23 protein-coding genes and 1 tRNA gene are annotated in these 26,075 nt (G+C 56.4%); 8 read left to right on the top strand and 16 right to left on the bottom strand.

The window, feature by feature from the left end; all coding sequences use genetic code 11:
• Positions 1-35: 35 nt before the first annotated feature.
• Positions 36-854, bottom strand: coding sequence for an inositol monophosphatase (locus GC177_06625; protein MBI1275629.1), 819 nt, complete (start codon positions 852-854; stop codon positions 36-38).
• Positions 855-934: 80 nt separating this feature from the next.
• The gene (gene efp, locus GC177_06620) at positions 935-1,498 is read right to left on the bottom strand and encodes an elongation factor P (protein ID MBI1275628.1); all 564 of its coding nucleotides are present in this window, start codon (positions 1,496-1,498) and stop codon (positions 935-937) included.
• 158 nt (positions 1,499-1,656) lie between these two features.
• Between efp and GC177_06615 the strand changes: the two genes are divergently transcribed.
• Positions 1,657-3,117 (top strand): phosphomannomutase, encoded by a 1,461-nt coding sequence (locus GC177_06615; protein MBI1275627.1) that lies wholly within the window; start codon positions 1,657-1,659, stop codon positions 3,115-3,117.
• A 1-nt stretch (position 3,118) separates the two neighbouring features.
• Positions 3,119-3,943 carry a hypothetical protein gene (locus tag GC177_06610; GenBank protein MBI1275626.1) on the top strand — a complete coding sequence of 275 codons (825 nt, stop codon included), beginning with the start codon at positions 3,119-3,121 and terminating at the stop codon, positions 3,941-3,943.
• Positions 3,944-3,993: 50 nt separating this feature from the next.
• Here GC177_06610 and grxC read toward each other — a convergent pair whose 3' ends face one another.
• Positions 3,994-4,248, bottom strand: a complete 255-nt coding sequence (gene grxC / locus GC177_06605) for a glutaredoxin 3 (protein ID MBI1275625.1) — start codon at positions 4,246-4,248, stop codon at positions 3,994-3,996.
• 66 nt (positions 4,249-4,314) lie between these two features.
• Here grxC and GC177_06600 point away from each other — a divergent pair, with 66 nt between their 5' ends.
• The gene (locus GC177_06600) at positions 4,315-5,817 is read left to right on the top strand and encodes a hypothetical protein (protein ID MBI1275624.1); all 1,503 of its coding nucleotides are present in this window, start codon (positions 4,315-4,317) and stop codon (positions 5,815-5,817) included.
• Here the strand turns inward: GC177_06600 and queG are convergent.
• Genes queG through GC177_06585 form a run of 3 tightly spaced genes read right to left on the bottom strand, consistent with a single transcriptional unit; the run spans position 5,810 to position 9,085 of the window.
• Positions 5,810-6,853 carry a tRNA epoxyqueuosine(34) reductase QueG gene (gene queG / locus GC177_06595; GenBank protein ID MBI1275623.1) on the bottom strand — a complete coding sequence of 348 codons (1,044 nt, stop codon included), beginning with the start codon at positions 6,851-6,853 and terminating at the stop codon, positions 5,810-5,812. The genes GC177_06600 and queG overlap by 8 nt on opposite strands.
• Positions 6,854-6,893: 40 nt before the next feature.
• Entirely contained in the window at positions 6,894-8,381 is a 1,488-nt protein-coding gene (locus GC177_06590; GenBank protein ID MBI1275622.1) for an aminotransferase class I/II-fold pyridoxal phosphate-dependent enzyme, read from the bottom strand.
• A gap of 32 nt (positions 8,382-8,413) precedes the next feature.
• Entirely contained in the window at positions 8,414-9,085 is a 672-nt protein-coding gene (locus GC177_06585; protein MBI1275621.1) for a glutathione S-transferase family protein, read from the bottom strand.
• Positions 9,086-9,229: 144 nt separating this feature from the next.
• Between GC177_06585 and GC177_06580 the strand changes: the two genes are divergently transcribed.
• Positions 9,230-10,378 carry a hypothetical protein gene (locus GC177_06580; GenBank protein ID MBI1275620.1) on the top strand — a complete coding sequence of 383 codons (1,149 nt, stop codon included), beginning with the start codon at positions 9,230-9,232 and terminating at the stop codon, positions 10,376-10,378.
• On the opposite strand, the gene GC177_06575 is transcribed toward GC177_06580, so the two are convergent.
• Positions 10,379-11,347 carry an NAD-dependent epimerase/dehydratase family protein gene (locus GC177_06575; GenBank protein ID MBI1275619.1) on the bottom strand — a complete coding sequence of 323 codons (969 nt, stop codon included), beginning with the start codon at positions 11,345-11,347 and terminating at the stop codon, positions 10,379-10,381.
• Between the two features lie 141 nt (positions 11,348-11,488).
• Between GC177_06575 and GC177_06570 the strand changes: the two genes are divergently transcribed.
• Positions 11,489-13,729, top strand: a complete 2,241-nt coding sequence (locus tag GC177_06570) for a hypothetical protein (GenBank protein ID MBI1275618.1) — start codon at positions 11,489-11,491, stop codon at positions 13,727-13,729.
• Positions 13,730-13,800: 71 nt separating this feature from the next.
• Positions 13,801-13,885, top strand: a tRNA-Leu gene (locus GC177_06565).
• Positions 13,886-13,941: 56 nt separating this feature from the next.
• On the opposite strand, the gene GC177_06560 is transcribed toward GC177_06565, so the two are convergent.
• Both GC177_06560 and GC177_06555 read right to left on the bottom strand, forming a co-directional pair.
• Entirely contained in the window at positions 13,942-15,528 is a 1,587-nt protein-coding gene (locus GC177_06560) for a cisplatin damage response ATP-dependent DNA ligase (protein MBI1275617.1), read from the bottom strand.
• On the bottom strand, positions 15,525-16,547 hold the full coding sequence (locus GC177_06555) for a ligase-associated DNA damage response exonuclease (protein ID MBI1275616.1): 1,023 nt from the start codon (positions 16,545-16,547) through the stop codon (positions 15,525-15,527). Before GC177_06555 ends, GC177_06560 begins: the two co-directional genes overlap by 4 nt.
• Before the next feature lie 66 nt (positions 16,548-16,613).
• Between GC177_06555 and GC177_06550 the strand changes: the two genes are divergently transcribed.
• On the top strand, positions 16,614-19,037 hold the full coding sequence (locus tag GC177_06550; protein MBI1275615.1) for a ligase-associated DNA damage response DEXH box helicase: 2,424 nt from the start codon (positions 16,614-16,616) through the stop codon (positions 19,035-19,037).
• On the top strand, positions 19,034-19,690 hold the full coding sequence (gene pdeM / locus GC177_06545; protein ID MBI1275614.1) for a ligase-associated DNA damage response endonuclease PdeM: 657 nt from the start codon (positions 19,034-19,036) through the stop codon (positions 19,688-19,690). Before GC177_06550 ends, pdeM begins: the two co-directional genes overlap by 4 nt.
• Before the next feature lie 196 nt (positions 19,691-19,886).
• On the opposite strand, the gene GC177_06540 is transcribed toward pdeM, so the two are convergent.
• The 7 genes from GC177_06540 to GC177_06510 form a co-directional block, all read right to left on the bottom strand.
• A complete protein-coding gene (locus GC177_06540) occupies positions 19,887-20,411 on the bottom strand; it encodes a hypothetical protein (GenBank protein ID MBI1275613.1) in 525 nt (174 codons plus the stop codon).
• Positions 20,408-21,028, bottom strand: coding sequence for a response regulator (locus GC177_06535; protein ID MBI1275612.1), 621 nt, complete (start codon positions 21,026-21,028; stop codon positions 20,408-20,410). The genes GC177_06540 and GC177_06535 overlap by 4 nt, the downstream gene beginning before the upstream one ends.
• Complete coding sequence (locus tag GC177_06530; protein MBI1275611.1) at positions 21,025-21,849, bottom strand: hypothetical protein; 825 nt, start codon at positions 21,847-21,849, stop codon at positions 21,025-21,027. Before GC177_06530 ends, GC177_06535 begins: the two co-directional genes overlap by 4 nt.
• Before the next feature lie 106 nt (positions 21,850-21,955).
• Complete coding sequence (locus GC177_06525) at positions 21,956-22,708, bottom strand: hypothetical protein (protein ID MBI1275610.1); 753 nt, start codon at positions 22,706-22,708, stop codon at positions 21,956-21,958.
• A 258-nt stretch (positions 22,709-22,966) separates the two neighbouring features.
• Positions 22,967-23,161 (bottom strand): hypothetical protein, encoded by a 195-nt coding sequence (locus GC177_06520; GenBank protein MBI1275609.1) that lies wholly within the window; start codon positions 23,159-23,161, stop codon positions 22,967-22,969.
• 164 nt (positions 23,162-23,325) lie between these two features.
• Positions 23,326-23,910, bottom strand: a complete 585-nt coding sequence (locus tag GC177_06515; protein ID MBI1275608.1) for a hypothetical protein — start codon at positions 23,908-23,910, stop codon at positions 23,326-23,328.
• 106 nt (positions 23,911-24,016) lie between these two features.
• Positions 24,017-26,053 carry a HAMP domain-containing protein gene (locus GC177_06510; protein MBI1275607.1) on the bottom strand — a complete coding sequence of 679 codons (2,037 nt, stop codon included), beginning with the start codon at positions 26,051-26,053 and terminating at the stop codon, positions 24,017-24,019.
• Positions 26,054-26,075 lie beyond the last annotated feature (22 nt).

Below are 26,075 nucleotides of genomic sequence, written 5' to 3'. Positions count from 1 at the left end.
CACCACTATATCAAAAAGCGGGGCTTTTTAAAAGCCTATGCCGCCGCCTGACGCATCGCCTGGGCCATCAGCTTGTCCAGCTGCGGGGCGAGCGTGGCGTTGCTGGCCACAATGTTGCTGGTCACGTAGGGGTCGCCTTGCATGCGCATGTCGCGCACAATGCCTCCGGCTTCCTTCACCATCAGCATGCCTGCGGCCATGTCCCACTGCTTGAGGCCGATTTGCCAGAAGGCTTCCAGCTTGCCGCTGGCCACATAAGCCAGGTCCAGCGCGGCCGAACCCATGCAGCGTAGCCCCATGCAAGCGCGGCTGAGTTCAATGGAAAGCCGGTCGTAATCAGGGTTCTCACCGCGAAAGGCGGTATTGCCCGTTGCAATCAGCGCTTCCGCCATTTCCTTGCGGGATGAAACCCGCATGCGCGCGCCGTTGTGAAACGCGCCTTTGCCCTTTTCCGCCCAGAAAAGCTGCTGCACCAGCGGTTCGAAAATCAGCCCGGCCTGCACTTCAGGGCCTTTAGGGGTGTTTTTCTCCAGCGCAATCGAAATGCAGAAATGCGGCACGGAGTGGAGAAAATTATTGGTGCCGTCCAGCGGGTCCACCACCCAGCGGTAATCGGAATTCCCGGCAATTTCGCCCGCTTCTTCCGATAAAATGGCATAATCCGGCCGCGCCTGGCGAAGATGCGCGAGGATGACCTCCTCGGCTTTCAGGTCCGCCGCGGTCACAAAATCCCTCAACCCTTTGCGGGATACCTGGAGTTTTTCCACCTCGCCGAAATCACGCAGCAACCCGCGCGCCGCTTTGCTGGCCGCTTTTTCCATGATGCTGAGGATGGGGGAACCGTTGAAATCCATGATGTGCGCTTTATGACTGTTGTTCCATGCCAGGCATCCGGCACGGGAAACCACCATCGGTCAAATAAGTTTAAACAACCTTACTCGGCCCGGCCGGCGTAGCTATTGTCCTCGGTATTCACGATGATCTTCTCGCCCGCCTCAATGAAGGGGGGCACCATCACGCGCACGCCGTTTTCCAGTTTGGCCGGTTTGTAGGAGGAAGAGGCCGTCTGGCCTTTCACCACCGGGTCGGCTTCCACGATCACCATGGTCACGCGCTCGGGCAGCTTCAGGCTAAGTGCCTCGCCTTCATAGGATTCGATGATCACTTTCATGCCGTCTTGCAGAAAGGGAAGCTGTTCGCCAGCCAGATCCTTGTGAAGTGTGATCTGTTCGAACGTCTCGTTATCCATGAACACCAGATTATCGTCTTCGGGGTAAAGGTACTGGTAATCCTTCTGGTCCAGACGCACGCGCTCGATTTTCTCGTCCGAGCTGAAGCGCTGGTTGGATTTGGTGCCGGTTTTGATGTCTTTCAGCTCCACCTGGTTCATGGCGCGCCAGTTGCCGGGGGCCACGATGTTGTGGCGTGTGACCAGCCAGAGTTTGTTATTATGCTCAATCACCATGCCGGCGCGTACCGCGGAACCGTCGATTTTCATGGATTTTTCCTTAAAACATTAATGAACCCGATGGCTGGCTTCTACATGGCTGCCGGTGTTTTTTCCAGAAAATTAAAATCACGCGGGAATTCCCTTAAGCAAACCCTTGTGAAGAGCGCCTCTCTGGTCTAGGTTTAGCCTGCTTTGGGAGATGCCTGATGACTGACAACGCCGCCGCCCGTATCGAACCCGAAACCGCCAGCGAGAACGGCTATGCCTGGCCTTGCGGGCTGGAGCCCGTCACCTTGCGTGCCTACGACATTCGTGGAGAAGCGGGAGTCACGCTGACCGAGCAGCACGCCTATGCCATCGGCCGTGCTTTCGCCATGCTGGTGGCCAGCGCCACCGGGGCGGAAAACCCGCGCATCGCGCTGGGACGTGACGGTCGCCTGAGCTCCCCAGGCCTCAGCAAGGCCGTCTCCCTCGGTATGCAGGATGCCGGCGCCCAGGTGGTCAATATCGGCATCGGCCCCACCCCCATGCTCTATTTCGCCGCCTTCACCCTGCCGGTGGAAGCCGGGCTGATGGTCACTGGCTCCCACAATCCCGGCCACCATAACGGCATGAAAATGGTGCTGGCCCGCCAGCCCTTTTATGGCGAGGATATTCAGGAGCTCGGCCGCACCGCCGCCAAGGGCGGCCACGGCAAGCCGGGCGGCTGGGAAACCCATGCCAGCGTGCTGAACGATTACATCTCCACCCTCCGTGCGGGTTACGACGACACCCGCGCCCGCCGCCGCCTTCGCGTGGTGTGGGACCCCGGCAACGGCGCCGCCGGTGAGGTGGTGGAAAAACTCGCTTCCCAGCTCCCGGGCGAGCATCACGTCATCAATGCCGAGATCGACGGCCGCTTTCCCAATCACCACCCGGACCCGACGGTGGAAGAGAACCTCGCCCAGCTCATCAGGGAAGTGATTGAGGGCGGCTACGATATCGGCGTGGCTTTCGATGGCGATGCCGACCGCATCGGCGTGGTGGACGGGCAGGGCCGCATCATCTGGGGCGATGACCTGCTGATGCTGCTCTCGCGTGATCTGCTCATGCGCCACCCCACCGCCTGCATCATTGCCGATGTGAAGGCCAGCGAAAGCCTCTTTGCCGACATTGCCAAACATGGCGGCCGCCCCATCATGTGGAAAACTGGCCACTCCCTCATCAAAGCCAAAATGAAGGAAGAACACGCCCTTCTTGCCGGTGAAATGAGCGGGCACATCTTTTTTGCCGATCGCTATTTCGGCTTCGACGACGGCATCTACGCCGCCGTGCGCACGCTGGACATGCTCGCCCGCGCCACCCAGCCATTAAGCGAGATTGCCGCCAGCCTGCCGCAGCGTTTCTCCACGCCCGAAATTCGCATCGATGTGCAGGAAGCACGCAAAACCACCGTGGTGGATGAAATCCATGCCCGCCTCAAAGCGGAGAAAGCCAAGGTGCAGACGGTGGACGGCGTGCGCGTGGTCAGCCCTGAAGGCTGGTGGCTCATCCGCGCCAGCAACACCCAGGCCGCCATCATTGCCCGGGCGGAAGGGCAGGACAAGGCCTCGCTGGAATCTCTTAAAGCGGTGCTGCGCAATCACCTTAAGGCCTGCAACGTCGCCATTCCCAAGGAACTGAACTGACATGTCAGGCAGGCTGATAGCAGGGGTTATCCTGGGCGTTGTGGCCATCGGCGCGGGCATTGGTTTCTGGCAGGGCAGCAAGCCCCCGGTTGAAGAGGCGCCCCTGCCGGTTTCACCTTGCTCGGCGCGCATGCCGCTCGCGTTTGATTATCCCGCTCTTGCCGACGACAAGCCGTTTGAAAGCTGGGGCATGGCCGAGCGCAGCAGCCAACCCGAGGCAACCCCTTTCGGCCAGCCGCCGCAAATGGCCTTTTCCTGGCCGGACGGTGAGGAAAGCAATAAGGCCGGGCCAAAATTCGCCGCCCAGGGCGGCATGCCGGACAACACGCGCCATGTTTGTTTCCGTTACCGCTTTTACCTCTCCATCGTGGAAGACATTCCACCGCGCGTGGCGCTGCCCGGCCTGTACCGCGGCGCGCCCTTCGGCTGCGAAAAAGGCAGCATGGGTGAATATGTGCGCCTGGAGCTTCAGAACGGCAAGGCCCGGCTCACCTTTCATCAGCCTGACGGCCTCGGTGGTTGCAAGGTGGAGCACTGGCCGGTGGACAAGGAGCCCGCCCTGGGCGACTGGGTGACGGTGGAGCAGGAATGGATCCTGCCAGAAGATGACAAAAAGCCCATGCATCTTCGCCTCTGGCTGGATGGAACCTTACGCGCCGAAGCCGCCACCCCCATGAAAATGTCACGGGAAGAGACCATCGGCGGCATCAATTGGCTGGCCTATCCCGAAACGGAGGCCGAGCCTGTCTCCGCCGTGCGCATCAGCCAGCTCAGCCTGTGGGCCAACCCCGCCCCTGAAGCGCCCAAAAAAGCCAAAAAGCGTTGACCTGCTAACCCTGGCAGAAAAATGTACCCATAGTTGAAGAATTCGGGTCCTTAGCCGGCCAGCAGTGCGTCCAGCTTGCCTTCGCGTTCCAGCGCGTAAAGGTCGTCACAGCCGCCCACATGGGTGCTGCCGATGAAAATCTGCGGGACCGTTCGGCGGCCGCCGGACTTTTCGATCATCTTGGCCCGCTCGGCATCGTCATCCACATTGATTTCGGCATAGCTCACCCCTTTGCGCTTCAGCAACTCCTTAGCGCGCACGCAATAGGGACAAACGGTGGTCGAATAAATGGTGACAGCGGACATAAACAGCAACAAAGCTTAAACAATTAACCAATAGGATACAAAACCAACATATCACAGGTATACAAGATGGCAATCAGCGACACACATCTCGATTTGGATTTCGAAAACCCGGGCATTCGCCAGATGGCGGGCAGGGTGGTCGATACGGTAACCCGAAACCTTTGTGCCGCTGCGGATGAACTGAACGGCGCGGGCATCAGTACCGGATACTGGCAATATCGGGACGGAAGCCGCATCATACGCACCCCGAATCCGAACGAAAGCACCACACGCGCATTACTGGAAGCGTGGGAGCGCGGCCTTATCCACGATCTCACTTTCGGCATCCCCATGCACGACGTGTTGCAGATACAGCATGTCGGACAGGGTAACGAAGCAATCGGTAGAGCAGGCGACACACTGCTGGCTGGAAGCATGACAGGCTTTCTCAAAATCAGCGATACCCATGAAATCACCCTTGATGGCGATGTGTTGCGTTATTTTCAATCGGTTCAGGCGGCGGATAAGGCAGCCAAAAAAGCGGAACGCATCGCCGAACTGCAGCTGCCCGAAGGGGCGATGCAACAATCGATGACGCTCGATACGGTCGAGCTTCGGCGCAGCCAGGCCGTTTATAATAACATGCGCGCGATATACGGCGATATCGCCACACGCATGGACACAATCTCCGCCCACACGGAAGGCGTGCTCCGCCATTGCATGCGTGATGTAGAGAATCCCTGGTTTGACCTGCGCTGGAAGCCGCTGAAGATATGGCTGGAGGAGCATACCGCCCAGCACCAGGCCTATGGCCGCGCCATGCTGGACAACCCGTTGATGCACGAAGCGCTGGTCAGGGAATATTTCATACCCATAAAGCGTGTTGATTATGACGAGCATTATGAGCCCGTGGACGTCACGGACTGGGTGTATGATGCGGAAGGCTTCAACGACAACATGCTCGCATTCCCCATTCCGTCATCGGTCGTGAACCAAATGGGATACCAGGCGATCGCGCGCGATATCGCCCTGTTGTTCGGGCAGGGGAATTATGGCCAGGATAGTAAGCTGAACCTGGAGCAAAGCATCGAATTTCTAATGCCGACCGCAGATGGCGTGGGATTCGTCATGATTCCAGGCCGCCTGCTTAGTCTGGGCCTCCCTCTCTATCATTACATCATGCGGGCCAGCGAGCTCATCGGTTTGGGCGAGCAAGCCTCGGGCGCTTTGGCCCAGGTCCTTGAGCAGCGGCTTGTTCCGGATTTCCCGGAAGTAAACGTAACCGCGCATTGGGCACGTGATTATAATCCGTTAGGTGAAATCCAGCCCAGCCTTGACGCGCCGGAAAATCACTGGGTCCAGCTTACGGTCGAGACGCATGAACGCAACCGGCTGAACGGCCTGCTGAACGAGATAATCTCGGTCTTTCCGAATGCGCAGGCAGCCGCGCATGAAGAAGGTCTCTTGATGATGGATATTCCGTTGACGGATGTATGTGCCCTGACGCATCACGGTGGGAGGACGGTCAATGACGCGGCGATTGCCGCCCTTGGTCAGTTCGCAAATGGCGAGACGATCAACCTCAGTTAGGAAGCAAGCGCCCTAGCGCCCATTTTGCATGCTCGGCCAGCAGGGTGCTTTGGTGTTTTGCAAATACGGCTATGGCATGGGTGAGTGATTGGTCGCCACTGTTCCCCGCCGCAATCAGCACATTGCGCATGAATCGTTCCCAGCCGATGCGTTTGATGGGAGACGCGGCGAATAAGCTACGAAAACCAGCCTCATCCAGTTGCAATAAGTCGGAAAGTGCTGGCATGTTCAGGGCCTCGCGTGCATGGAATTTGGCCTCTGTCGCCGTTGAGGCGAACTTGTTCCACGGGCACACCGCCAGGCAATCATCGCAGCCGTAAATGCGGTTGCCCATCAGCGGCCGCAATTCTTCGTCGATCGACCCCTTATGCTCAATCGTCAGGTAGGATATGCAGCGCCTTGCATCCAGCTGATGCGGGGCGACAATGGCCTGCGTGGGGCAGATGGTGATGCAGGCGCTGCAGCGGCCGCAATATTTTGCCTCCGGCGCATCGGGCGCAAGCTCCAGCGTGGTATAAATCACCCCGAGAAACAGCCAGCTCCCATGCTGGCGGCTGACGACGCAGCTATGTTTGCCCTGCCAGCCGATGCCCGCCAGCTCCGCCAGCGGTTTTTCCATCACCGGCGCGGTATCCACAAACACCTTCACCTGTCCGCCGAAGCGGCCCACAATCTTCCCTGCAAGCTGCTTCAGCTTGCCTTTCACCACATCATGATAATCCCGGTTGCGCGCGTAGACAGAAATATAGCCACAATCCTTCGCCTCCAGTTCGGGCAACGGGTCCTGCTCTGGCCCGTAATTCATGCCCAGCACGATGATGGATTTTACGTCCGACCACAGCGCCCAGGGATGGCTGCGTTCCACCATGCGCTCGGCCAGCCAGCTCATTTCGCCGTGAAAGCCCTTTTCGATAAAAATCCGCAAATCCTCACCCGCCTGTTCCGGCAGCGCGGGTGGCGCAAAACCAACCGCATCGAACCCTTCGGCGCGCGCCATGTCGGCAATAAGCTGCTTGGATGAAACGGACCTGCTCATGCTGCCATGCTAACCGAGAAGAGAATCGCAATCACGGAATTTACAATGCACGCATGCCTTCCGACCGCGTCATATGGGCCATTTGCAGCACTTCGCTGTAAAACGGGGCCATGCCCTGTTCCATGCTGCGGACAAGCCGGTCAATACGATCCAGCGCAGCCGTGGTGACATCCGGCTCGCGGCAGGCATAGTTGATCCGAACCCCCATCCCTTCAAACCCGTTCGCCGTCAATAAACCCGTGTGCACCCCGGCGACAAGATGGAGATACTCCATCAGCTCCAGGTTATTCTCAATGCCATAGTTGGAAAGAAGGTCGGGGTCAAAGCACAGGATCGCAAAAGGGGAGGCTTCGGGATCGTCCCACCATTGCGTTCCATAGCGCGCTTGCTCGGCGACAAGTGACCAGCGCTGCTCAAGATGCTGGCGCATATGCACTCGATGCTCGGGAGGGGCATTGTTGAGCTGGTGGCTCACAATCATGGCCCAGCCGTTAGGTGCGCAACCGTTGAAGGGCTCGTCGGATTCACGGATGCGCTGCTCCAGCGAGGCTTGCCATGCGGGGTTGCCCGTGCTGGCGGCGGAAATCTTGCGGGGCAGCAAAAGGCCAAGATATTTCGAGCTGCTGCACAGCGTAATGGTGTGATTATGCATTGAAATGCATCCCTGCTGGTTCGGCAGGTCGATGGTAATGGATGCCATGGAATGATGCGGGGCGGACAGTTCCATCTGCGCGAATACTTCATCGCAAATCACGGGCACTCCTGCTTTGATACATTCCCAGGCGAGGGCTTTTAACTCGGCTTCGTTGTAATGCTCACCTGTCGGATAAGCGGGGTTGAAGAGAACGAAAGCCGCGCAGCGGTCCTTCGAATCGGCAAGCATGGAAGCCAGGGTGGCGGGGGTCATTTTGGCGCTGTTTGGGGGCGGATTGTCCGGCTGGCGCACATCGAACCCGAGATTATGCGCGCTTACGGCGAACTTGTCGAACATGCCTGGTGGAAACAGGACGATGTTTCTTTCCTCGTTGCCCAGGGTTTGAAGCGCGTGTTTGAACAGATCGATCGAAGAGCCGAGATACGGCACGGTCTGATCAAGCGAACCCGGCACCTTCAGCGGCTGCATCAACGCCTGAAAGGCGGCCTTGCGCATGAAGGCGGGAAACGGCTCGGTAAGCTCCTTATTGGCTGCCGCCACCGCCATTTTCTGTTCCTGGGAGCAATTGACCAGAAAGTGATGAACGGTATGAATTTCAGGAGGGTTCTTGCCGTCATGCATCCGTCCGTAAGATGCAAGCAGGTTGTTCACGGCTTCGGACTGGGCGCGTTGCATGGGGGCGGGAAGCGGCAAACCGCTGTCGCTCCCGGCCAGGTCAATGATGGATTCCAGGCCGGGCCTGTGGCCGATATAGCCATCCGCCAGCCCCGCCAGCGGCGCGCGTCGGCTCCAGTTGCAATCCTGGTAACGTTGAAACGCGACAAGGTAGCGATCAGATGCGTTCGGTGCGAGGTTTATCATGGGCCCAACCATACAGACAAACCATGGCCGTTTTTTTACAACCGTTAGAAATCCAGGTTATTGTAATGTTCCGGTGGCCGCACGCCGGGCACGTAATCGGCCAGTATCTGCCGGAATGCCGGGCGTGATTTGATCAGCGCATACCATTCTTTCGCTTCCTTGCTGTGCTCCCATGGCACATCGCCGAAATAGTCCAGCGATGAAAGCTGCGCCGCCGCCGAGATGTCGGCAAGTGTCAGCTGATCACCCGCCAGCCAAACCCGGCGCTGGGTCAGAAAGGCAATGTAGTCCAGATGGTAAAGAATGTTGCTTTTACCCGCGCGGATGGAAAGGCTCTCCGGCCCGCCGCCGCCCGCCAGCCGCTTGAAATACTTCTCCATCAGCAGGTAGCGCGTCACCTCGTCGAAGAATTTATGGTCGAACCAATCCACCAGGCGGCGGATTTCCGCCCGTTCCACCGGTGTACGGCCTAAAAGCGGCCGCTCCGTGTAAACCTCTTCCAGATATTCCGCCACCGGTCCATGCCCCACTACCACCGTGCCGCTGGCTTCTTCCAGCACCGGCACGTCGCCTGCGGGGTTTAGGGTGAGCAGCTCAATCGGCCGCTCCCATGGCTTGACCTCATTGAGCTGACATTCCAGCCCTTTTTCCTTCAATTGCACGCGGATTTTGCGGCAAAACGGGTGCAGGGGCGTGTGGTGAAGCGTACGGGGCATCGAGCGGTCCTTGAAATCCTCGCCATGCTTAACCCATCAACGCCCGGGCATCAATGCCCCGTATGCGGCTTTTTGAAACGGGTTTCATAAAGCTTTCACAAAAAAGGCTTATTCTGTTTGCAACAGCTTTCAGGATATTGCGCCATGGCTACCAATCACGAATTGTTAAGCGGTTTAACATCACTCCGTCAGGATATCCTGCGGCAACAGCGCGGCCTGGTGGCAAAAGCGGTGGGTAGCGAGCCCAATATCGACGCTCAGCGCTACCTGGTGGTCTATGATGAGCCGGTAGGCAAAAAACCGGCGATTTATCACGATGCGATCTGCACCTATGTGCGCAAGGATGCCGCCGAGGCCATTCTGGCGGGCGGCAAAACCGAAATTAAGCAATTCACCAGCCATCTGGGCGAACGCAAACAGGACAAGGTGCAATGGATAGGCACCGAGGATGAGCATCATCCCGACAACACGCGCAAACTGGCCGTATCCGCCACCTGGAAAACCGCGCGCAATCTCGGCATTGCCGCTCTGTCTGCGATTGTGCCGGGAGCTGGAATACTGGTTGCCGGAGCCGGGCTTGCCGTTGGTGGCGCAACAGGACTTGCTGCGCTTATGCAGGGAAACGTGACGGACCCGCTGACCGGTGTGGTTGTTCCGGGCTTGAACGGTCTGCAGCGAGGCATGGTTAATGGCGGTGCAAACTGGTCTGCCTTGAGTCAGGATTTAGGGCACGGAATCTCAAGCATGCTTGGGCAGAATGAAATCACCGTGCAGGAACTCATCAATAACAGCAAAAGTGCGGTGGACGGCTTCCGCGGCCTTTTGGGCAACAGCCTTAATGGGCTTACGGATGTCCAGCGCAGCTATATCGAATCCGCCATCCAGGCGCATGATAGCGGCCTTTCCACTCTGGGCAATCTGCCCCACACGGCAGAATTGCTGTTTTCCGCCCCTGCCGTGACCTTAACGGCCTTCAGCCAGTATATTTTCCCGGTTCTGGGGCGCGAACGCCGCATTGGGGAGGGCAGCCGCATGGCGGAAGCCATGATTCAGCCAGGCACGGTGGCGGAACCCCGCGCCGCGCATGATATGGCCAATTTCCTGGAGCAATCCTCCCGTACCAAAGGTAATTTCGTTGCCCATGCGGGCAATGCCATCGCCGGTAAGCTGGCCGCATTGGCTTCGGGAGAAGAAAGCGCCAAGGCGGCGGAGAAGCTCTTCTCTCACTGGACGGAACTGGAAGCCACCCGCGCCGAGGCCATCAGCAAACTACAGGAAACCCCGCAGCGATAATCACGCCGCCTTGAAGCGCGAATAATACCCACCCTTGCGGTAACGCTCCAGATATTCCGGCACGATGGTCTCAAACGCATTGGGCTCGATACCCAGTTCCGCCAGGCCGGGATGACGGCCCGTCAACACATTGTCGGCCTTTAGCAGCTTCACCTGGTCGCGCGTCAGCGCCGGTTTCGGAAGAAGTTCAGCAAATGCCCCCATCACGGCGGCAACGGGGAAGGGAATCGGCAGGAAGGGACGTTTATGCCCGGTCTGCTCCATCACCCAGCTCAGGATATCCTTGAAACTATGCGCGGCAGGCCCGCCCAGTTCGTAAACCTTGCCATCGGTATCCAGCCGGGTCAGCGATGCCACCACGGCGCCCGCCACATCGCCCACATACACCGGCTGCATCAGGCTTTTGCCGCCGATCAGCGGCATTACGGGCAACAGGGCGGAAAGCCCGGCAAAACGGTTGAAGAACCCGTCCTCGGGGCCGAATATCACGCTGGGCCGCAAAATGGTGGCTTTGGGATAGGCGGCCAGCACGGCGCGTTCACCCGCCAGTTTAGTGCGTGCATAAGCCGAGGAAGGCACATTATCCACCCCAAGGGCGGAAACATGCACCAGGCGTTTTACGCCGGCCTTGGCGGCAGCCTGGGCAACACGCTCCGCCCCCTGGGCCTGAACGCCCGCAAACCGCTGACGGCCGCTTTCATGCAGAATACCGACCAGGTTGACCACCGCATCGCTATATTCCAGCGCTTTGGCCACCGAGGCATCGCTGGTAATGTCGCCATGGTCCAGCACAATCTGCCCCACATAGCCTGCTGTTTTGATTTCCAGCGCGCCCTGCGGGTCACGGCAGATCACATGCACCAGCGCGCCCGCCTTGGCCAGGGCGCGCACTACATAACGCCCGACAAAGCCCGAGCCCCCCAATACCGTGACGCGGGATTCACGCAGGTCGAAATCGGCAGGATGCATGGCGGCCTCATTTGGTGGGAATGTCGGTTTATACCCCAGCCAAGGGTTGCCTGCCAACCGGAATTGTAAGGCCGCGGGCGATCGCAACCTTTCTTTTACGCCAATGGGATAGGCTGCTGGCTGAACGACTTATAGGGTTTTATGGCCGACAAAGCCAAACCGCATGCGCCCGCGCCCCTGCCCGTACAGCCGGTGGAAACCCCCGCCTGGCACGATGAGCAGTTTGCGCGGTTCGATGCCGCGGTGGAAAACAGCAAGAAAAAGCTGGAGCAGGCCGACAGCTCCATGCAGGAGGTCATCACCGAAAACCACAAAACAGCGGAGGATCAGGAAGATCAGCTGATCAAGCTCGTCAAGGCGAGCCTCAAGCAGATATTTGATGAATCGCGCGACATGCATACCGGCGAATATGAAAAAGCCCGCAGCTATTTCATCGCCAAGCGCCAGAAGATCGACCAGATTCGCCAGCTGGTGGAACATAAATATTCCGATTCGGCCGACCCCAGGGTGGTTGAAATACAGGGTGCATTGAATCACCTGCTGCAGGTGCTGGTGCAGAAGGAACAGCTGTTCGAACGCGAAATGAGCGCCACGCGCGCCCAGAAGGAAAAAGACATTTCCAGTATCGCCGACATGGCCGAAAAAAGCCGGATGGAGCTGGAGAAAAAACACGCGCGCGACATTGCCGGCGAATTTTCCGCACTCCTCGTACAGATGCAGGAAAGCCAGGGCAGCGCACGCTCGCAGTTCGAAACCATGATCGCCCGCGAGCGCGAACAGTTCAGCGAGTTGCTGATGCGCGGCAAGGAGCGCTTTCGCTCACTGAAGGGCGACCACCAAAAAGAAATCCAGGAAAACCGCGTGCTGGTGAAGGAGAAAATGGAATTCTGCAACCAGCATATCCGTATGGGCGATGTGCTGCAGGCGCTGCAGGCGCAAAAAGAGCTCATCCAGTTTCTGAAAGGGCGCCAGTCCAACTTCCAGACCAAGCAGCAGCAAATGACCCTGAGCAATATAGAGTCGCTCAACAATTTCGACAAAGACCTGCAGGGCGACACCGATCAGCTGCTGGTGCGCTCGCAGGAGCTGTTCGAGCAGGCCAAACAGATCATCGAGCAGCAGGCCGAGCAGACGCAAAAAGAGCAGGCCGAGCAATTCGATAAGGAGCTGAACGCCCAGCTTGAGGCTTTCCACCGCGAGGTACAAAAAAACCTCGACCAATTCACCGGCGATCAGCGCGAAAAACTTCGCGTTATGAAGGAAAAGCTGGTGCGCCAGGCGCAGGATAACCAGCGCCGCCGCAAAGAGGCCTACGATCAGATTATTCAGGAAACCCGCCAGAAGGTCGCCGAACTGGAAAAACGCGCCGCCACCCGTCATCAGCGCATGCAGGAGGAGCAGCAGGCCATGCTGAGTTCCGCCTCCAGCGAAATGGAAACGCTCAAAAAACAGGGCGAGGCCCTCTATGACGAGCTGCAATCCGCCCAGCGCACATTGGTGCAGACGGAGCAGAAAAAAACCACCGACCTTATCAAGGACATCAAGCGCAACGCGCGAAACCAGGCCTGGGAGGAAAAACTACGCATCGCCAAGGACACGCTGGAAAAAGCCACATCCATCCGCAGCCAGCAGCGCGATGCCAGCAGGGAGAATTTCCTCGAATTCATCGAGCAGGGAAAATTCATCCTCGAGCAGCTTCAGCAAAACCGCATGCAATACAATGCGGCCATTGAGCAGGAAAAAGAACAGACCCGCGCCCTTCGTCAGCGCATCAATGCGCGTCAGAAGGACCTGGAGGCCCAGCGCCAGCAGAAGGTGAAGCTGGCCGACACCGAATACAAGGAAAAGGAAACCCACCTCAAAAGCCGCCAGCAGGAAATCCAGGTAGAACAGGAGCGGTTTCGCAAATTGCTGGAAAGCCAGATCAAGGCCAAAGGCGAAGAGGCCAGCAAGCTCGACAAGGACATCGCCGAATTCAAGGAGATGGTGGATAAGGCGGCCGAGAAGCGCTCCAAGGAAATGGAGGATATATCCGCCGAGATCAAAACCCATCGGAAAAAACTGGAAGAGCAGATCGAGGAAGCGCGCCTCTGGCATCAGCAGGAGGAAATTGCCCTGTCTCAGGAACATGAACGCGAGCTCAAGCGCATCCAGGTGGAATCCGCCGAGCGAAGCGAACTGCTCCGCAAGGAACAGACCATCCTGCTTCAGCAGCACGAGCAGATGAAACAGCAAATGGCCAATAATTTCGAGCATGCCCGCCAGGCCTTCAAGGACGAGGAAGAGAAGATCTACCAGGAAACCCAGCGAAAGCTTCAGGAACTGGAGCGCGAGGTGCTGGGAATGGATGTCACCCCGGATGCGGACGCCAAACCCGCCTGACCCAGCCAGCAAGCAGCCCTTGACACGGCCAAACAACCCTTTATAACCAGCACCCTTGCCAAATATCCCGTGCCCAGATGGCGGAATTGGTAGACGCACTAGTTTCAGGTACTAGCGCCGCGAGGCTTGGAGGTTCGAGTCCTCTTCTGGGCACCATTGACGCTTCCGATAGCGTCTGTCAGCATTTAAAGCCGCAGAGGGCATGGTTTTTCTTAAACGGCAAGTTTTTGCGCATTTTCGAGCGTGTCCGCCTCATGGGCGGGTTTATCCCAGCGGATGCGGTGAACGCGTGGAAAGCGCATAGCCAGGCCAGATTTGTGGCGGTTGGATGGATGGATGGAATCGAACTCTATCTCTAGCACAAGGTCGTGTTTTACTTCCCGTACCGGCCCAAAGCGGTTGCTGGTGTTAGCGCGAATCCACTTATCCAGCTTCCCCAGCTCAGCATCGGTAAAGCCTGAGTAAGCTTTGCCGATGGGCACCAATTGCTGCTCCTGATTCCACACGCCGAATGTATAGTCAGAATAAAAGGACGAACGCTTGCCGCTGCCACGCTGGGCATAGAGCAATACGCAATCCAATGTCTGTGTCTGCCGTTTCCATTTAAACCAATGCCCACGCGGACGCCCAGCGATATAGGGGCTGTCCAGCCGCTTGATCATCAGCCCTTCCACGCCGTTACGTGGTTCATGGCGCGCCGCATGCCGTAGGCTGGCCATGCTGATATGATCCGGTACAGCCAGCACTTCGGATACATCCATGCGTGTGGGCCGGTTACGCCCGTACCAGGCTTCCAGCCTTTTACGGCGCTGCGATAGTGGAAAGGAACGAACATCCTCCCCGGCATCCACCAGGATATCGTAAAGCCTTATATGTGCGGGGTATTGAGTCAGCATAGAAGGGCTGACCAACTTGCGGTTAAGCCGCTGCTGGAGTGAATTGAAGGATGCCACTTCGCCATCCTGAGTGGTCAGCAACTCACCATCCAGAACGAATTCTTCATCATTCATTGCCTGCGCCACACTGGCGATATCAGGGAAGCTATGGGTGATATCATCACCCGTGCGGGAATAGATGGCGACATTATCCCCAGCCCGCACAAGCTGCACCCGGATGCCGTCCCATTTTAGTTCTACCTGATAATGGTCAAGTGGCAGTGCAGATAGCTCATCTTCCTCGATAGGGTGCGAAAGCATCATGGGCATGAAGAATGCCTGACGATGGAATTCCGGCTTATCGCTTTTGTCTTCAAGCCAGTCAAACAAGGTTTGGTAGGGCGGTTGTACCCCGTGCCAGATCTGTTCAATCTCGTCCACATCCTTGGCAAAAGCATCAGCGAGAGCGGTTTTCGCAAGGCGAGCGGATACCCCGATGCGGATATTGCCCGTGATAAGCTTGAGCAAGGCCCACCTTCCATTGGCGTCCAGCCTGTCCAGCCAATGGGGCAGTTTTATACGCAATACCGCGCGGCTTACGGAGCCGAGCTCTTGCACGATTTCCGGCAAGCCCGGAGCTTCTTCATCTATCTTCCCCGGCCATATCAGCGCAACGGTTTCAGCCAGATCACCGACATAATCGCGTGAAAGCGAGAGCAATACCGGGTCAACGCGCTCCATGGCAATTTCACGCACAAGAGAGGATTTGGCCACTGGAAAGGTCAATGTACCGGCCAGCGCAGCCAGTGCCCAGCCGCGCTCAGGGGCTGGTCGGGTAAGGAAATAATCCGCCATCAGTCTCCGCTTATCCAGCGTGGAACCTGTATAGGAAAGCGAATCCAGCAAGGTGGCAAAGGCTTTCATGATTCCTCATCATCCTCATAGCCATGCAGGTCTAAAGGCCGGGCTTTAAGGCCAAGGGTCTTTGCATAATGCACCAGTGCATCTTCCCGCCCGTGCGTTACCCAAATTTCCGAGGCCTGGGTATCATGGATGGTTTGGGTAAGTTCCTCCCAGTCCGCATGATCGGAAATGATAAGCGGGAGCTCTACCAGCTTCTGTCGCGCGCGTGCGCGAATGTTCATCCATCCGGATGCAAGGGCGGTAATGGGATCGGGAAAACGACGCGACCAGCGATCATGCAAAGCGGAAGGCGGCGCGATGATAATGGTGCCTTTTAATGGCTCTTTTTCCATCCCCGCTACCGGTGCGATTCTACCAAGATCCACCCCGAATTTCTGGTACAGCTCACATAGACCAATCATGGCCCCATGCAGATAAATGGTTTCATGATAACCCGCTTCCCGGAGCAGGCAGATGACGCGCTGACATTTTCCAAGTGCATAGGCGCCGAGCAAAATACACCGCTCCGGCCATAGTTCCAAGGCGCGTAACAGCTTGCCCACTTCCTGTTCACCCGGTGGATGACGAAAGACGGGAAGCCCGAACGTAGCTTCCGTTACGAACACATCACAGGGGTGCGGGGTAAAGGCCTCGCAGGTAGGATCACGCCGTCGCTTATAATCACCGGATACAATGATGCGGCTGCCGCCATATTCCATCATGACCTGACTGCTGCCAAGGATATGCCCGGCAGGAAGCAGGCTAAGCCTTACACCGTTGATATCCAGCATCTCCCCATAGATCGCCTGTTGCAACTGCGCATCCAGGCTTGCGCCGTAACGCTGTTGCATGATGGCAATCGTCGCCGGGGTGGCCAGCACATGCCGGTGGCCTGGCCGCGCATGGTCGGCATGGCCATGCGTGACAACCGCTTTTTCCACCGGCCGCATGGGGTCAATGTAAAAATCGCCCGGCACACAATAAAGGCCGGTATCATTTACATGCAGCCAGTTCTCAGGTTTTTCGCGGGCGGAGTTCATAGAGGCCTATTTATTTTTTATATGAGTTCAACTCTATGATTTATCCTAAACAATCAGAGCATAAAAATGCCGTCACGAAAGCAGGCGCCGCTGCCGAAACGTTTTCAGGACTGGTTCGCCACCAAAGGGTGGGAGCCGCACGCCCACCAAATGGAAATGTTACAGGCTGCGAGGGAAAACCATTCCAGCCTGCTGATCGCACCGACGGGTGGCGGCAAAACACTGGCCGGTTTTCTGCCCAGCCTGGTGGAACTGGCGGATAACCAAAAACCATTCCTGCACAGCATCTATATCTCGCCCCTCAAGGCACTGGCCGCCGATATTCAGCGTAATCTGGCAGCCCCCATTGCCGACATGCAGTTGCCCATCACCATCGAGATGCGCACGGGCGATACACCGGCATCCCGCAAGCAGCGCCAATTCAAGAAGCCGCCTCACATTCTACTTACCACGCCCGAATCGCTGGAACTGATCCTTTCCCATGCCGAGGCAACAGGCCTCATGCAGAACCTGCAACGCGTTATCATTGATGAAGTACATTCCCTGGCTCCGGGAAAGCGTGGACATCTTACCGCTCTGTGCGTGGCGCGTCTGCGTTCCATGCGGCCTGAATTGCAGGTCTTTGGGCTTTCCGCCACCGTGGCGGAACCGGAAAACCTGGCATCATGGCTACATGAAGATACCCGCATCATCCATGCAAAAACGCAGGCCGTGCCGAACATCCGTTTGTTGAAAGGCGATAAGGTGCCATGGAGCGGCTATATGTCCGCCTATGCCGTGGAGGATATTTACATATCCATTCAAAAGGCGCGTAACAGCATCGTCTTTGTCAACACCCGCGCACAGGCGGAATTCCTGTTTCAAAAACTATGGGAAGCCAACAGCGACAGCCTGCCGATAGCCCTGCATCACGGCTCGCTGGACAAACAGCACCGGCTGAATGTGGAGGCCAAGATGGCCGAGGGGAAATTACGGGCCGTCGTGGCCACTGCATCGCTGGACATGGGGCTGGACTGGGGAGCCGTGGATCTGGTGATTCAGGTTGGCGCGCCCAAGGGCATCAGTCGCCTGCTGCAGCGCATAGGGCGCTCCAATCACCGCCTTGATGAACCGAGCGATGCTGTGCTGGTGCCCTGCAACCGCTTTGAGATGATTGAGTGCATGGCCGTGATGGATGCCATTGCCGATGGTGAAATCGATGGAGAGCCCTTGCGACAGGGCAGCCTGGATGTGCTGGCGCAATTCATCATGAACTGTGCCTGCGCGGGGCAGTTCTCCAGCGAGGAATTGTATCGTCAGCTGATAAAGGCCCACCCATATCGCTACCTGACTCAGGACATATTCGACCGGGTCGTACGATTTGTGGCCGATGGCGGCTACAGCTTGAAGGCTTATGACCGGTTTCACCGGATCGAGCAAAATGAAGAAGGCCTGTGGCACGCCACGCCCATGGCGATACGCCGCCACCGCATGAATACCGGAACCATTGTAGAATATGAAACGTTGCGCGTCAGCATGAGGCGGACAGGTTCGCGGCGGAAAACCGACTTGGGGCGGATAGAGGAATATTTTGTTCAGGGCCTGTCCCCGGGCGATACGTTCATTTTTGCAGGCAGGATGCTGAGCTATAAAGGCGTGCATGAAATGACGGTGGAGGTAGAACCGGCCAAGGGCAGCAAACCCAAAATACCTTCCTTTAAAGGCGGTAGGCTGCCTCTCTCCATTTCCTTGGCAGACCGCGTACGCCATCTGATGCACGATGAAGGGGAATGGGAGCATCTGCCTCCCCTTATCCGCTCATGGCTTTCCTTACAGCGCAAGCGCTCCGCCTTGCCGGGGGAGGATAGATTGCTGACGGAATCCTTCCCCGATGAAAAGCTGGAATACCTGGTGATTTACAGTTTTGCCGGGCGTAATGCCAACCAGACCCTCGGCCTACTGCTGACGCAGCAAATGGAAATGCAGGGCCTGCTGCCGCTGGGCTTTGTCGCAACGGATTACGCCGTGGGGTTCTGGGGTTTAAAGCCGGTCGATGACAGTGAAACCCTCATCAAAGCCGCCCTCACACAAGAAAACAGCGAAGAATGGGTGGAAAGCAGCCAGATGGCACGCCGCGTCTTTCGCGAAATCGCCGTCATTTCAGGCCTGGTGGAACGGGGCAACCCGGGCAAGCGGAAAACCGGCAAACAGGTCACCATGTCCACCGACCTGATTTACGACGTACTGCGCAAATATGAGCCAGACCACATCCTGCTCACCGCCACTCGTCAGGAAGTGAATGAAAAACTATCGGATATCGAGCGGCTGCAAACCCTCGTCGCAGGCATCACCATTGAGCATCACAACCTGGATCGCATTTCGCCCTTGGCTGTGCCATTACTTCTGGAAATCGGGATCGAGCGCATCAAAGGCAAAGGGGAAAGTGCATTGCTGGATAGCGCCACGCTGGATCGCAAAGGCGATGGTTTGCTGAAAAAGGCAGCTGCATGACCCAACTCATTCAGTTTGCGAATAAAAAGGCAGAACTGCATGCTCCAGGCTTGATATGGTTTCCTGAAATAAAGCTCATGGGAATTTCAGACATCCATTTTGAGAAGGGCAGTTTTTTCGGGCGCTTTGGCAGCTTTCTGCCACCGTATGACACGGCCTCTACGCTTGAGCAGATGGAGCAGGCCATCGAGCGCTTTCAGCCGGATACGATGGTGGCACTGGGCGACAGTTTTCACGATGTGCATGCCACCGACCGCCTGCGCGAGGAAGATCGCCAACGGCTTCAAACGCTCATCGATCAGGTAAGAGATTGGATTTGGATAGAAGGAAACCATGATCCCGCCATCTGTAACACCATTCCTGGTCTCAGGTGCAGGCAATACATCAAGGACGATCTTCATTTTCGCCATATAGCCACGGGCGACGACCTATGGGAAATAAGCGGTCATTACCATCCGAAGGCAAGGCTATCGATCAAGGGGCACCGTATGAGCGGCGCATGCTTTGTAAAATCTGGGCGTAAGCTTATCATGCCTGCCTTTGGTGCCTATACAGGCGGTCTGGATATCGACAGTGCCGCGTTCACCACAGCCATCCCACAGCAGAATAGGGATGTGTATTTCATTCATCAGCAAAAAGTATATGCCGTTTAATCATCGCGATCACCCATTAGCTCCAATAAAAGCCTGATAATTTAGGGATGAAAGTGGGGGTTCCCCCAATGCATATATATAAATAACAATGGCTTTTTTGTGTTCGAATTTCTCTTTTGGCACCATGGTCGGCAGCAATGGCGGATGTTAACGCTTTTAGGCGGCATCAAGAGAATCAAGTGCTTTTACCAGCGCATTACTTCAGCGGCAGCGCTTCAAGGCTTTTCAGCAGTTCGCGTCCAACAGCGCCGCCATCGTCGGTGATTTTGTTTTGCACGGCGAAATGCAGGGCTTCGAGTAGTTTGCGGATCAGTTGCTGCGCGATATGCGTGGTTTGCTTGCTGGAACTGCAATAGCCAACGATATACCCGCATATCCTGGTAATCAGCGGAAAGCCGAAAGCCAGGGCCTGACCTTTGATATTCTGTGTGGGCACCAGAATGATATTGTAAAACTCCTGCGGGCGGCTTTCCAGCTCCTGCGCGCGCGCCATGGCGGTTTCCAGCCGAGCCATATCGCCGCGCACCGTGTCGAAAAACCCTGCCTTGGCCTCATCAATGATGGTCTGGCAGCGTTTGATTTTTTCAGTCGTGAAGATAGAGGTCAGCTCCACATCCTCGCCGATCATTTTTTTAAGACTGTGGTTTGGCTCGCTCATATAAACGACGTTATCTTCCTTTTCTTTGCCGTCTTTATTGGCCGCAACCGGGCTGGACATCATAAACTCCTGCGCTGAAGCTCATCGTATTTGATGATGCGAACTTCAGTTTTACGCCGGTCTTCCTGAACCGGCACAGTATTTTTTTTGCGCCTGCGGCAGGGGCCTTTGTAGGTCATGGCGGTAACAAAATGGCGCGGATGATCAATAACGGCCATGATGCGGCTGCAAAGCTCTTCGGCATTAAGCGGTTTCACCACAATCTCATTCACGCCTGAATCCCGCGCGCCCTCCACTTTTTTGCCGGTCACCTCGTCCATCAGCATAATCACGGGAACGCATAAGAGCGGAAATTTTCCGGAAAAGCGAATGCTCCGCACAAAATTCACGCCGTTGATCGAGACAAGCTGGCTTTGCCCGTTATGGACATTGCGGCTGATGCGTAACTCCCAGTCCGTGATGATAAGGTCGATGCGCATGGTTTTGAGCAGTTCGGCGCCCTTCTGTCCGTCATGAGCAATATAGATTTTGGAAAAGCCGAGTGTCTGGAGAATATCCTTGAAAAGCTCGGTGATGGTTTCGCTGCTGTCCATCACCAGCACCTGAATTTTGCCCAGCCTGTCTCCATGGCTGGAAGATGATGAGGACGAGGCGATGGAAGACACAGCGGCGGCGGTCATACGGTCTCTCTGGGCAGGGGCTCGTATGTGTCATAATGCCGCTGCACAAGCTTCTGGTGCGCCGTCAGCGTGCCCGGGTCAATCGTTGCAGGGCGGATCAGCCCCTGTTCAATCCGGTCGGAATAAAGACGGTTTAAATCATCCAGCACATCGCCGGTGGTGATGATTTCACCGATGATGATGGGCGGGCCGTCATCCACATGGAAGGGCTCGCTCAGATAGCGGATGGGCACCCCGCGGTTGCGATACACGCTGGTCCACACGCGGTCATACATGATGCCCACCATCTTCGGCACATTCAGCCGCACCGCCAGTTCCACATTATTGTAAACCAGGTTGTCGAGGACGGTTTCGCGCATCGCGTTATCGCGGCCAAGCCGAGGGTCCACCGCAATGCGCGACGCCTCGTAAATATTGGCCTGGGCCGGAAGATCCTCAAGCAGCCTGACATGTTTCCACACACCGCGCTCAATATTATCCTTGATCATGTAGGGCCCGTCGGTCGGCAGAAACCTCAGGCAGCCTCGCACGGTTCCTTCATGCCCCTGCGTTTGGATATGAGGAAAAAAGGACTCCAGCGATGAACGTTCCGAGGCATCCACAAAGGCCAGATGCAGGGTTTTGGGAATGTCGTAATCATCATACTCAACGCCGAACCCTTCCATGTTCTGATCATCCCGGGCGGCGCCGTAAGCATGAAAAAGATACACCGGGTTTCCGGTCAGATGATACTGAAGCAATTCATTGAACACCTGATGCCGAAAGGCAAGGTAACGCGGATATAACGGGTTGCAGCTTAATTCCGAAAAGCCGAAAATCACGAACCATCTCCCAGCAGGAATGCCGGGCAAGGATAGGTTTTATTACAATTGGCGAACCTACCAACCTTGGTAGGGAAAGGTTAACGCCGTGCAGGTTCGGAGTGCCTCAATAAGAATGGATATTCGGCGTATGGCTCTGGTCCAGCAACCCAAGCCGCACCGCTTTCAGCACGGCCAGCGTGTTGGAGTTGGCGTTCAGTTTCGTGAAGCACCGCTTTAGGTGATAATTCACGGTATTTTCGGAAATATCGAGAATTTCGGAAATGGCCGAGCGGCTTTTGCCGGCCGCGCTCCATTTCAGCACCTCGGCCTCGCGCTCGGTCAGGTAAATCCTGGGTGGCTGCTCGCTGTTTTTGCGTTTCAGGCTTTGGTAGACATCGTAAAATTGAACCGATGCCAGCTTTAGCGCGCTCAGCAGGTTGGGGGAAACATCCACCCCGCCGGATTGGCTTGCAAAGCCGAACGCGACAATCTCGTTGTAGCTGTTTTGCAGAGACACGGCGATGCCATCTCGCAGACCCGCTTCCCGCGCCTCGCTCATCATGGTGCGCTCATGACGGTTGAAGGGCTGGAGCTTGTCTGCCTCCCTCCAGGTGAAAACACGCTGCGTTTTCATGACCTCCTTGCGGATAGGGTCTACGAGCTCGTAATTCTGTTCCTGATAAAACTTCATCCAGTCCTGTGGATAGCCCACAATTTTTCCGTGTTTGGCGCGTTCGCCGATGGAGGGATGGTTGGTCATAAGGCAGAAAATCAAGCTATCCAAGCCGAATGGCTTCACAAAGGCCTGAAGTTTCTCAAACAAGTCGTTATCAGAGAAGCAATCGTTGGTTTCGGCAATATATTCAGCCAGTTCCATGTTGTTGACCCCCCTGTTCTCTATTGGTACAAATCTGGGTGATTTGTTTCAAACCAGCACTGCATACTACTAAAAATTGATGGAATCAAGCCTATAAATCCAACCCAGGGTTGACCGATTGTGCGCGACAATGGGCAGAGGTCAAGCGGAGCCAAGGCTGTATATTGGCGCTTCTACCAGGCCGTATAAGCCGAAGCGCTAAGGGGGATTAGGCGATGGCGTGCTTAAAAAGCATGCAGCATGTCAACGCGAAGAATCTTATTGCTCAAGCAGCGGGCGTATATCCAGCAATGGGTCGGCTTTGGAGCCAGCGGCCTGACCGGCAGCCGGAGCCAGCTTCTCTAGCTTTTCCGCTTCGCTTTGGTTGATGGCATCGGGGGAGGCATCCTCGCTGGATTTTTCTTCCAGCTTAATGCGCGCCTCATGGCTGAGAGGGGGGGGGTTATCTGGCATTCCCTGGCCTGAAGCGGGGGGAAGGGGTGCTGCCAGCGCGCCGCTGGCAACAATAAAAACCGGCAATATGGCCCATAAGATTTTCATAGCATCCCTCCACGACACATGGAGGAATCATACGCCCGACCATTCCAGGCTTCAAGGATGACGTGAAGAAGCTGGCTTTAAATCCCGGCGGGCAGAACGTCCTTCAGCCAGCTGCGCGCCTGTTCGGCATGGCCCTTTTCAATGACGGCCAGATCGTCGGGAATATATACGCCTGCCAGAGATTCCATTTCGAGAAATGCCCGCGCTCCACTTTTGTCCGCCGTGCCTTCCATCCCTTCGAAGAATTCGTCAAAATCATAGAAATCAGTTCGAGGGGTAGGGACAGTGGTATGCGCCGCAACGGGGATATTAGCGGCAACGGCGGCTTTGATCAGAAGATAGCCCGCTTTCATGTCCAGCAGCGTTAGGATGGTGGGAGTAACAAAACCGCCGCTGCTTTTTTCGTCCAGTTTCGTATCAACATCGCTGAAAATCGCGTCAATGGTCAAACCTGTTTTGGAGCGGTTCTCATCGGAATACTTGTTTACCGGCTGGTCATCCAGCGTATGCCCCTGGAGAATCTCCTCAACAACTTTGAGCACATCCTCATGGCTGCGCACGCAGCGCTGAATAATCGTCAGCGATTCATCGGCGGCTTTCAGTCGTTTCGAGAGCTCCAGCAACTTGGCTTGCTCATCATCGATAATCATCACATTGGCCATGACGCCCTCCATTCAATGAGGGCAATATGCCGGTGTAATATGACGGCGTGATGAAACCGTCAGTTGTGCGCGGCAAATCAGCCATGCGCCTGACGCATATGACGAATTAAGCGCCGGAAACTTCCTTGATGAAGTTGCCGATTTCTTCCTTCAGCTGGCTTGCATGGTCCGACAGAACACTGGCGGAACGCTGCACTTCCTGCGTGGTGTCATAAGCGCTGTTATTCATATCGCTGATATGGCTGATATTGTCGGTGATCTGCTTAACCCCGGTAGACGCCACCATCATGTTGCGCGAAATCTCATTCGTCACGGCGGACTGTTCTTCGATCGCACTCGCAATGCCGCTGGCATACTGGCTCACCTGATTGATGGAGGTTTTGATTTTGTCCATCGAGCCTACCACATCGGTCGCCACGCCCTGAATGCGCTCGATCTGAGCGGCGACATCCTCGGTGGCTTTGGTGGTCTGCTGGGCCAGGTTTTTCACTTCCGACGCCACCACGGCAAAGCCCTTGCCATATTCGCCTGCACGGGCGGACTCGATGGTGGCATTCAGCGCCAGCAGGTTGATCTGGTTGGCGATATCCTGAATCAGCTGCACAATATCGCCAATGGCCTGGCTGGCTTCGGCCAGTGTTTTGGCGGCGCTGTCAGCGGCCGTGGTGCTTGAAACGGCCTGTTCAACAGCCTGTGTGGAGCGGGACACCTGCGAGGCGATTTCGCGCACCGAGGCGCTCATCTGCTCGGCGGCGGCGGCAACCGCATTCACGTTTCCGCTGGTCTGCTCGGAAAACTCCGCCACGCTCTTGGAGTCCTTGCTGGCGGTTCCCACCATTTCACGCATGCGCTCGGCGGCATCGTCAAGTTCTTTTGCCTGGCCGGCTACATCGCCGATGGCGTTGCTGGCGGTGGTTTTAAAGCTGTCGATGGTGGCCAGCAGCTTGCGCGCGCGCGCCTCTTTGCGGGCCTGCTCCTCGGCCTGCTCCTGCTGCATGCGGTCGGCGGCAATGGCCGTCTGCTTCAGTTTCTCAAGCGCCACGGCAATCACGCCGATTTCGGATTTCTCTTCTGTAAAGGGAATCTCCACATCACGATTGCCGGATGCGAGCACATTCATGCGCTCCGCAAGCCCGGTGACCGACTTGGTGATATTGCGGCCAACCAGCCAGAAGATAAACAGCGCAAACAGCATCGCGGCGCCGGAAGTTGCCAGCGCGGTGATTTTTTGCTGATTGAAATCGGCGATGCGCACATTCAGCAGTCCATCCAGCTCGTTGGCGGAAATCACCCATAATTTATTGGCAGCCGTATAGGCGGCCTGCCCTTTTTCCAGCAGTTCCTCTTTGCTCACCGGCTGCCCGGCAGCCAGGGCACGCAAAGCGGCGATATAGGCCTGGTTGGCGTCGGTATAGGTTTGCAATGCGGGCTTGATGGCATCATTAAAGCCGGGGAGAACACCATAAAAATTGGGGTCCTCGTTCATGGATGTTTCAAGGCTTGCCTTAATGCGGTCGCCGTCGGCCTCCTGAAGCATCTGGGCGCGGATGGCCAGTTGGGTTTGCTCGTCAGGCGTAATGCCATCTGCCATGTCGGTGTGCACTTCGTGCATGATGTCGGCCAGGCGGTGAATGGTCTGCGGCAGTGCCAGCAGCGTCACATCCATGGAGTAATAACTGTCCAGATCCGGGTCGAGAATCAGGTTGGACGTATCGCCCGAATGGGTAATGATGCCGCGAATATCGTTCAGGAACGCGGCAAGCGGTTCCATCTGCGCATCGGGGTTGGTTTTCAACCCGGTTTTGATCTCTTCCCAGCGTTTGATGAAAAGCTGAGGTTCAAGTTGCTCGCGCTTGCGGATGGCAAGCCCTTCCTTGGTAAATTGCAGATCCTGCCCATAGGCCGCCTGGTTGGTTTTCAATTCCTCAATGGCTTTGTCTATCGCCTGCACATTCGGGCCGACATTCTGTTGCAGGTCAAGCGCCAGGCGCAGCCTTCCTGCGGCATCCAGCATGTCCATCATGGGGCGCTGATAGGTGTTGCCCATCGTCTCCAGCTGGGAAAAACGAATGGTCGCCTGCATATTCTGCACAATGAGGTAAATTTCCACCACCACGGGAACGGCAAGGCTGACGAGAATCAAAAACAAACGCTGACGAAGTCTC

Source organism: bacterium, assembly GCA_016124905.1.
Lineage (GTDB): Bacteria > Pseudomonadota > Alphaproteobacteria > Rickettsiales > RI-342 > RI-342.
The sequence above is the reverse complement of the archived record's forward strand: the minus strand, read 5'-3'. Positions and strand labels throughout refer to the sequence as shown.

Bases quoted from the DNA above. Each gene is read 5' to 3' on its own strand.
- GC177_06625 (MBI1275629.1), bottom strand. From the start codon at position 854: ATGGATTTCAACGGTTCCCCCATCCTCAGCATCATGGAAAAAGCGGCC.
- efp (MBI1275628.1), bottom strand. From the start codon at position 1,498: ATGAAAATCGACGGTTCCGCGGTACGCGCCGGCATGGTGATTGAGCAT.
- GC177_06615 (MBI1275627.1), top strand. From the start codon at position 1,657: ATGACTGACAACGCCGCCGCCCGTATCGAACCCGAAACCGCCAGCGAG.
- GC177_06610 (MBI1275626.1), top strand. From the start codon at position 3,119: ATGTCAGGCAGGCTGATAGCAGGGGTTATCCTGGGCGTTGTGGCCATC.
- grxC (MBI1275625.1), bottom strand. From the start codon at position 4,248: ATGTCCGCTGTCACCATTTATTCGACCACCGTTTGTCCCTATTGCGTG.
- GC177_06600 (MBI1275624.1), top strand. From the start codon at position 4,315: ATGGCAATCAGCGACACACATCTCGATTTGGATTTCGAAAACCCGGGC.
- queG (MBI1275623.1), bottom strand. From the start codon at position 6,853: ATGAGCAGGTCCGTTTCATCCAAGCAGCTTATTGCCGACATGGCGCGC.
- GC177_06590 (MBI1275622.1), bottom strand. From the start codon at position 8,381: ATGGTTGGGCCCATGATAAACCTCGCACCGAACGCATCTGATCGCTAC.
- GC177_06585 (MBI1275621.1), bottom strand. From the start codon at position 9,085: ATGCCCCGTACGCTTCACCACACGCCCCTGCACCCGTTTTGCCGCAAA.
- GC177_06580 (MBI1275620.1), top strand. From the start codon at position 9,230: ATGGCTACCAATCACGAATTGTTAAGCGGTTTAACATCACTCCGTCAG.
- GC177_06575 (MBI1275619.1), bottom strand. From the start codon at position 11,347: ATGCATCCTGCCGATTTCGACCTGCGTGAATCCCGCGTCACGGTATTG.
- GC177_06570 (MBI1275618.1), top strand. From the start codon at position 11,489: ATGGCCGACAAAGCCAAACCGCATGCGCCCGCGCCCCTGCCCGTACAG.
- GC177_06560 (MBI1275617.1), bottom strand. From the start codon at position 15,528: ATGAAAGCCTTTGCCACCTTGCTGGATTCGCTTTCCTATACAGGTTCC.
- GC177_06555 (MBI1275616.1), bottom strand. From the start codon at position 16,547: ATGAACTCCGCCCGCGAAAAACCTGAGAACTGGCTGCATGTAAATGAT.
- GC177_06550 (MBI1275615.1), top strand. From the start codon at position 16,614: ATGCCGTCACGAAAGCAGGCGCCGCTGCCGAAACGTTTTCAGGACTGG.
- pdeM (MBI1275614.1), top strand. From the start codon at position 19,034: ATGACCCAACTCATTCAGTTTGCGAATAAAAAGGCAGAACTGCATGCT.
- GC177_06540 (MBI1275613.1), bottom strand. From the start codon at position 20,411: ATGATGTCCAGCCCGGTTGCGGCCAATAAAGACGGCAAAGAAAAGGAA.
- GC177_06535 (MBI1275612.1), bottom strand. From the start codon at position 21,028: ATGACCGCCGCCGCTGTGTCTTCCATCGCCTCGTCCTCATCATCTTCC.
- GC177_06525 (MBI1275610.1), bottom strand. From the start codon at position 22,708: ATGGAACTGGCTGAATATATTGCCGAAACCAACGATTGCTTCTCTGAT.
- GC177_06520 (MBI1275609.1), bottom strand. From the start codon at position 23,161: ATGCCAGATAACCCCCCCCCTCTCAGCCATGAGGCGCGCATTAAGCTG.
- GC177_06515 (MBI1275608.1), bottom strand. From the start codon at position 23,910: ATGGCCAATGTGATGATTATCGATGATGAGCAAGCCAAGTTGCTGGAG.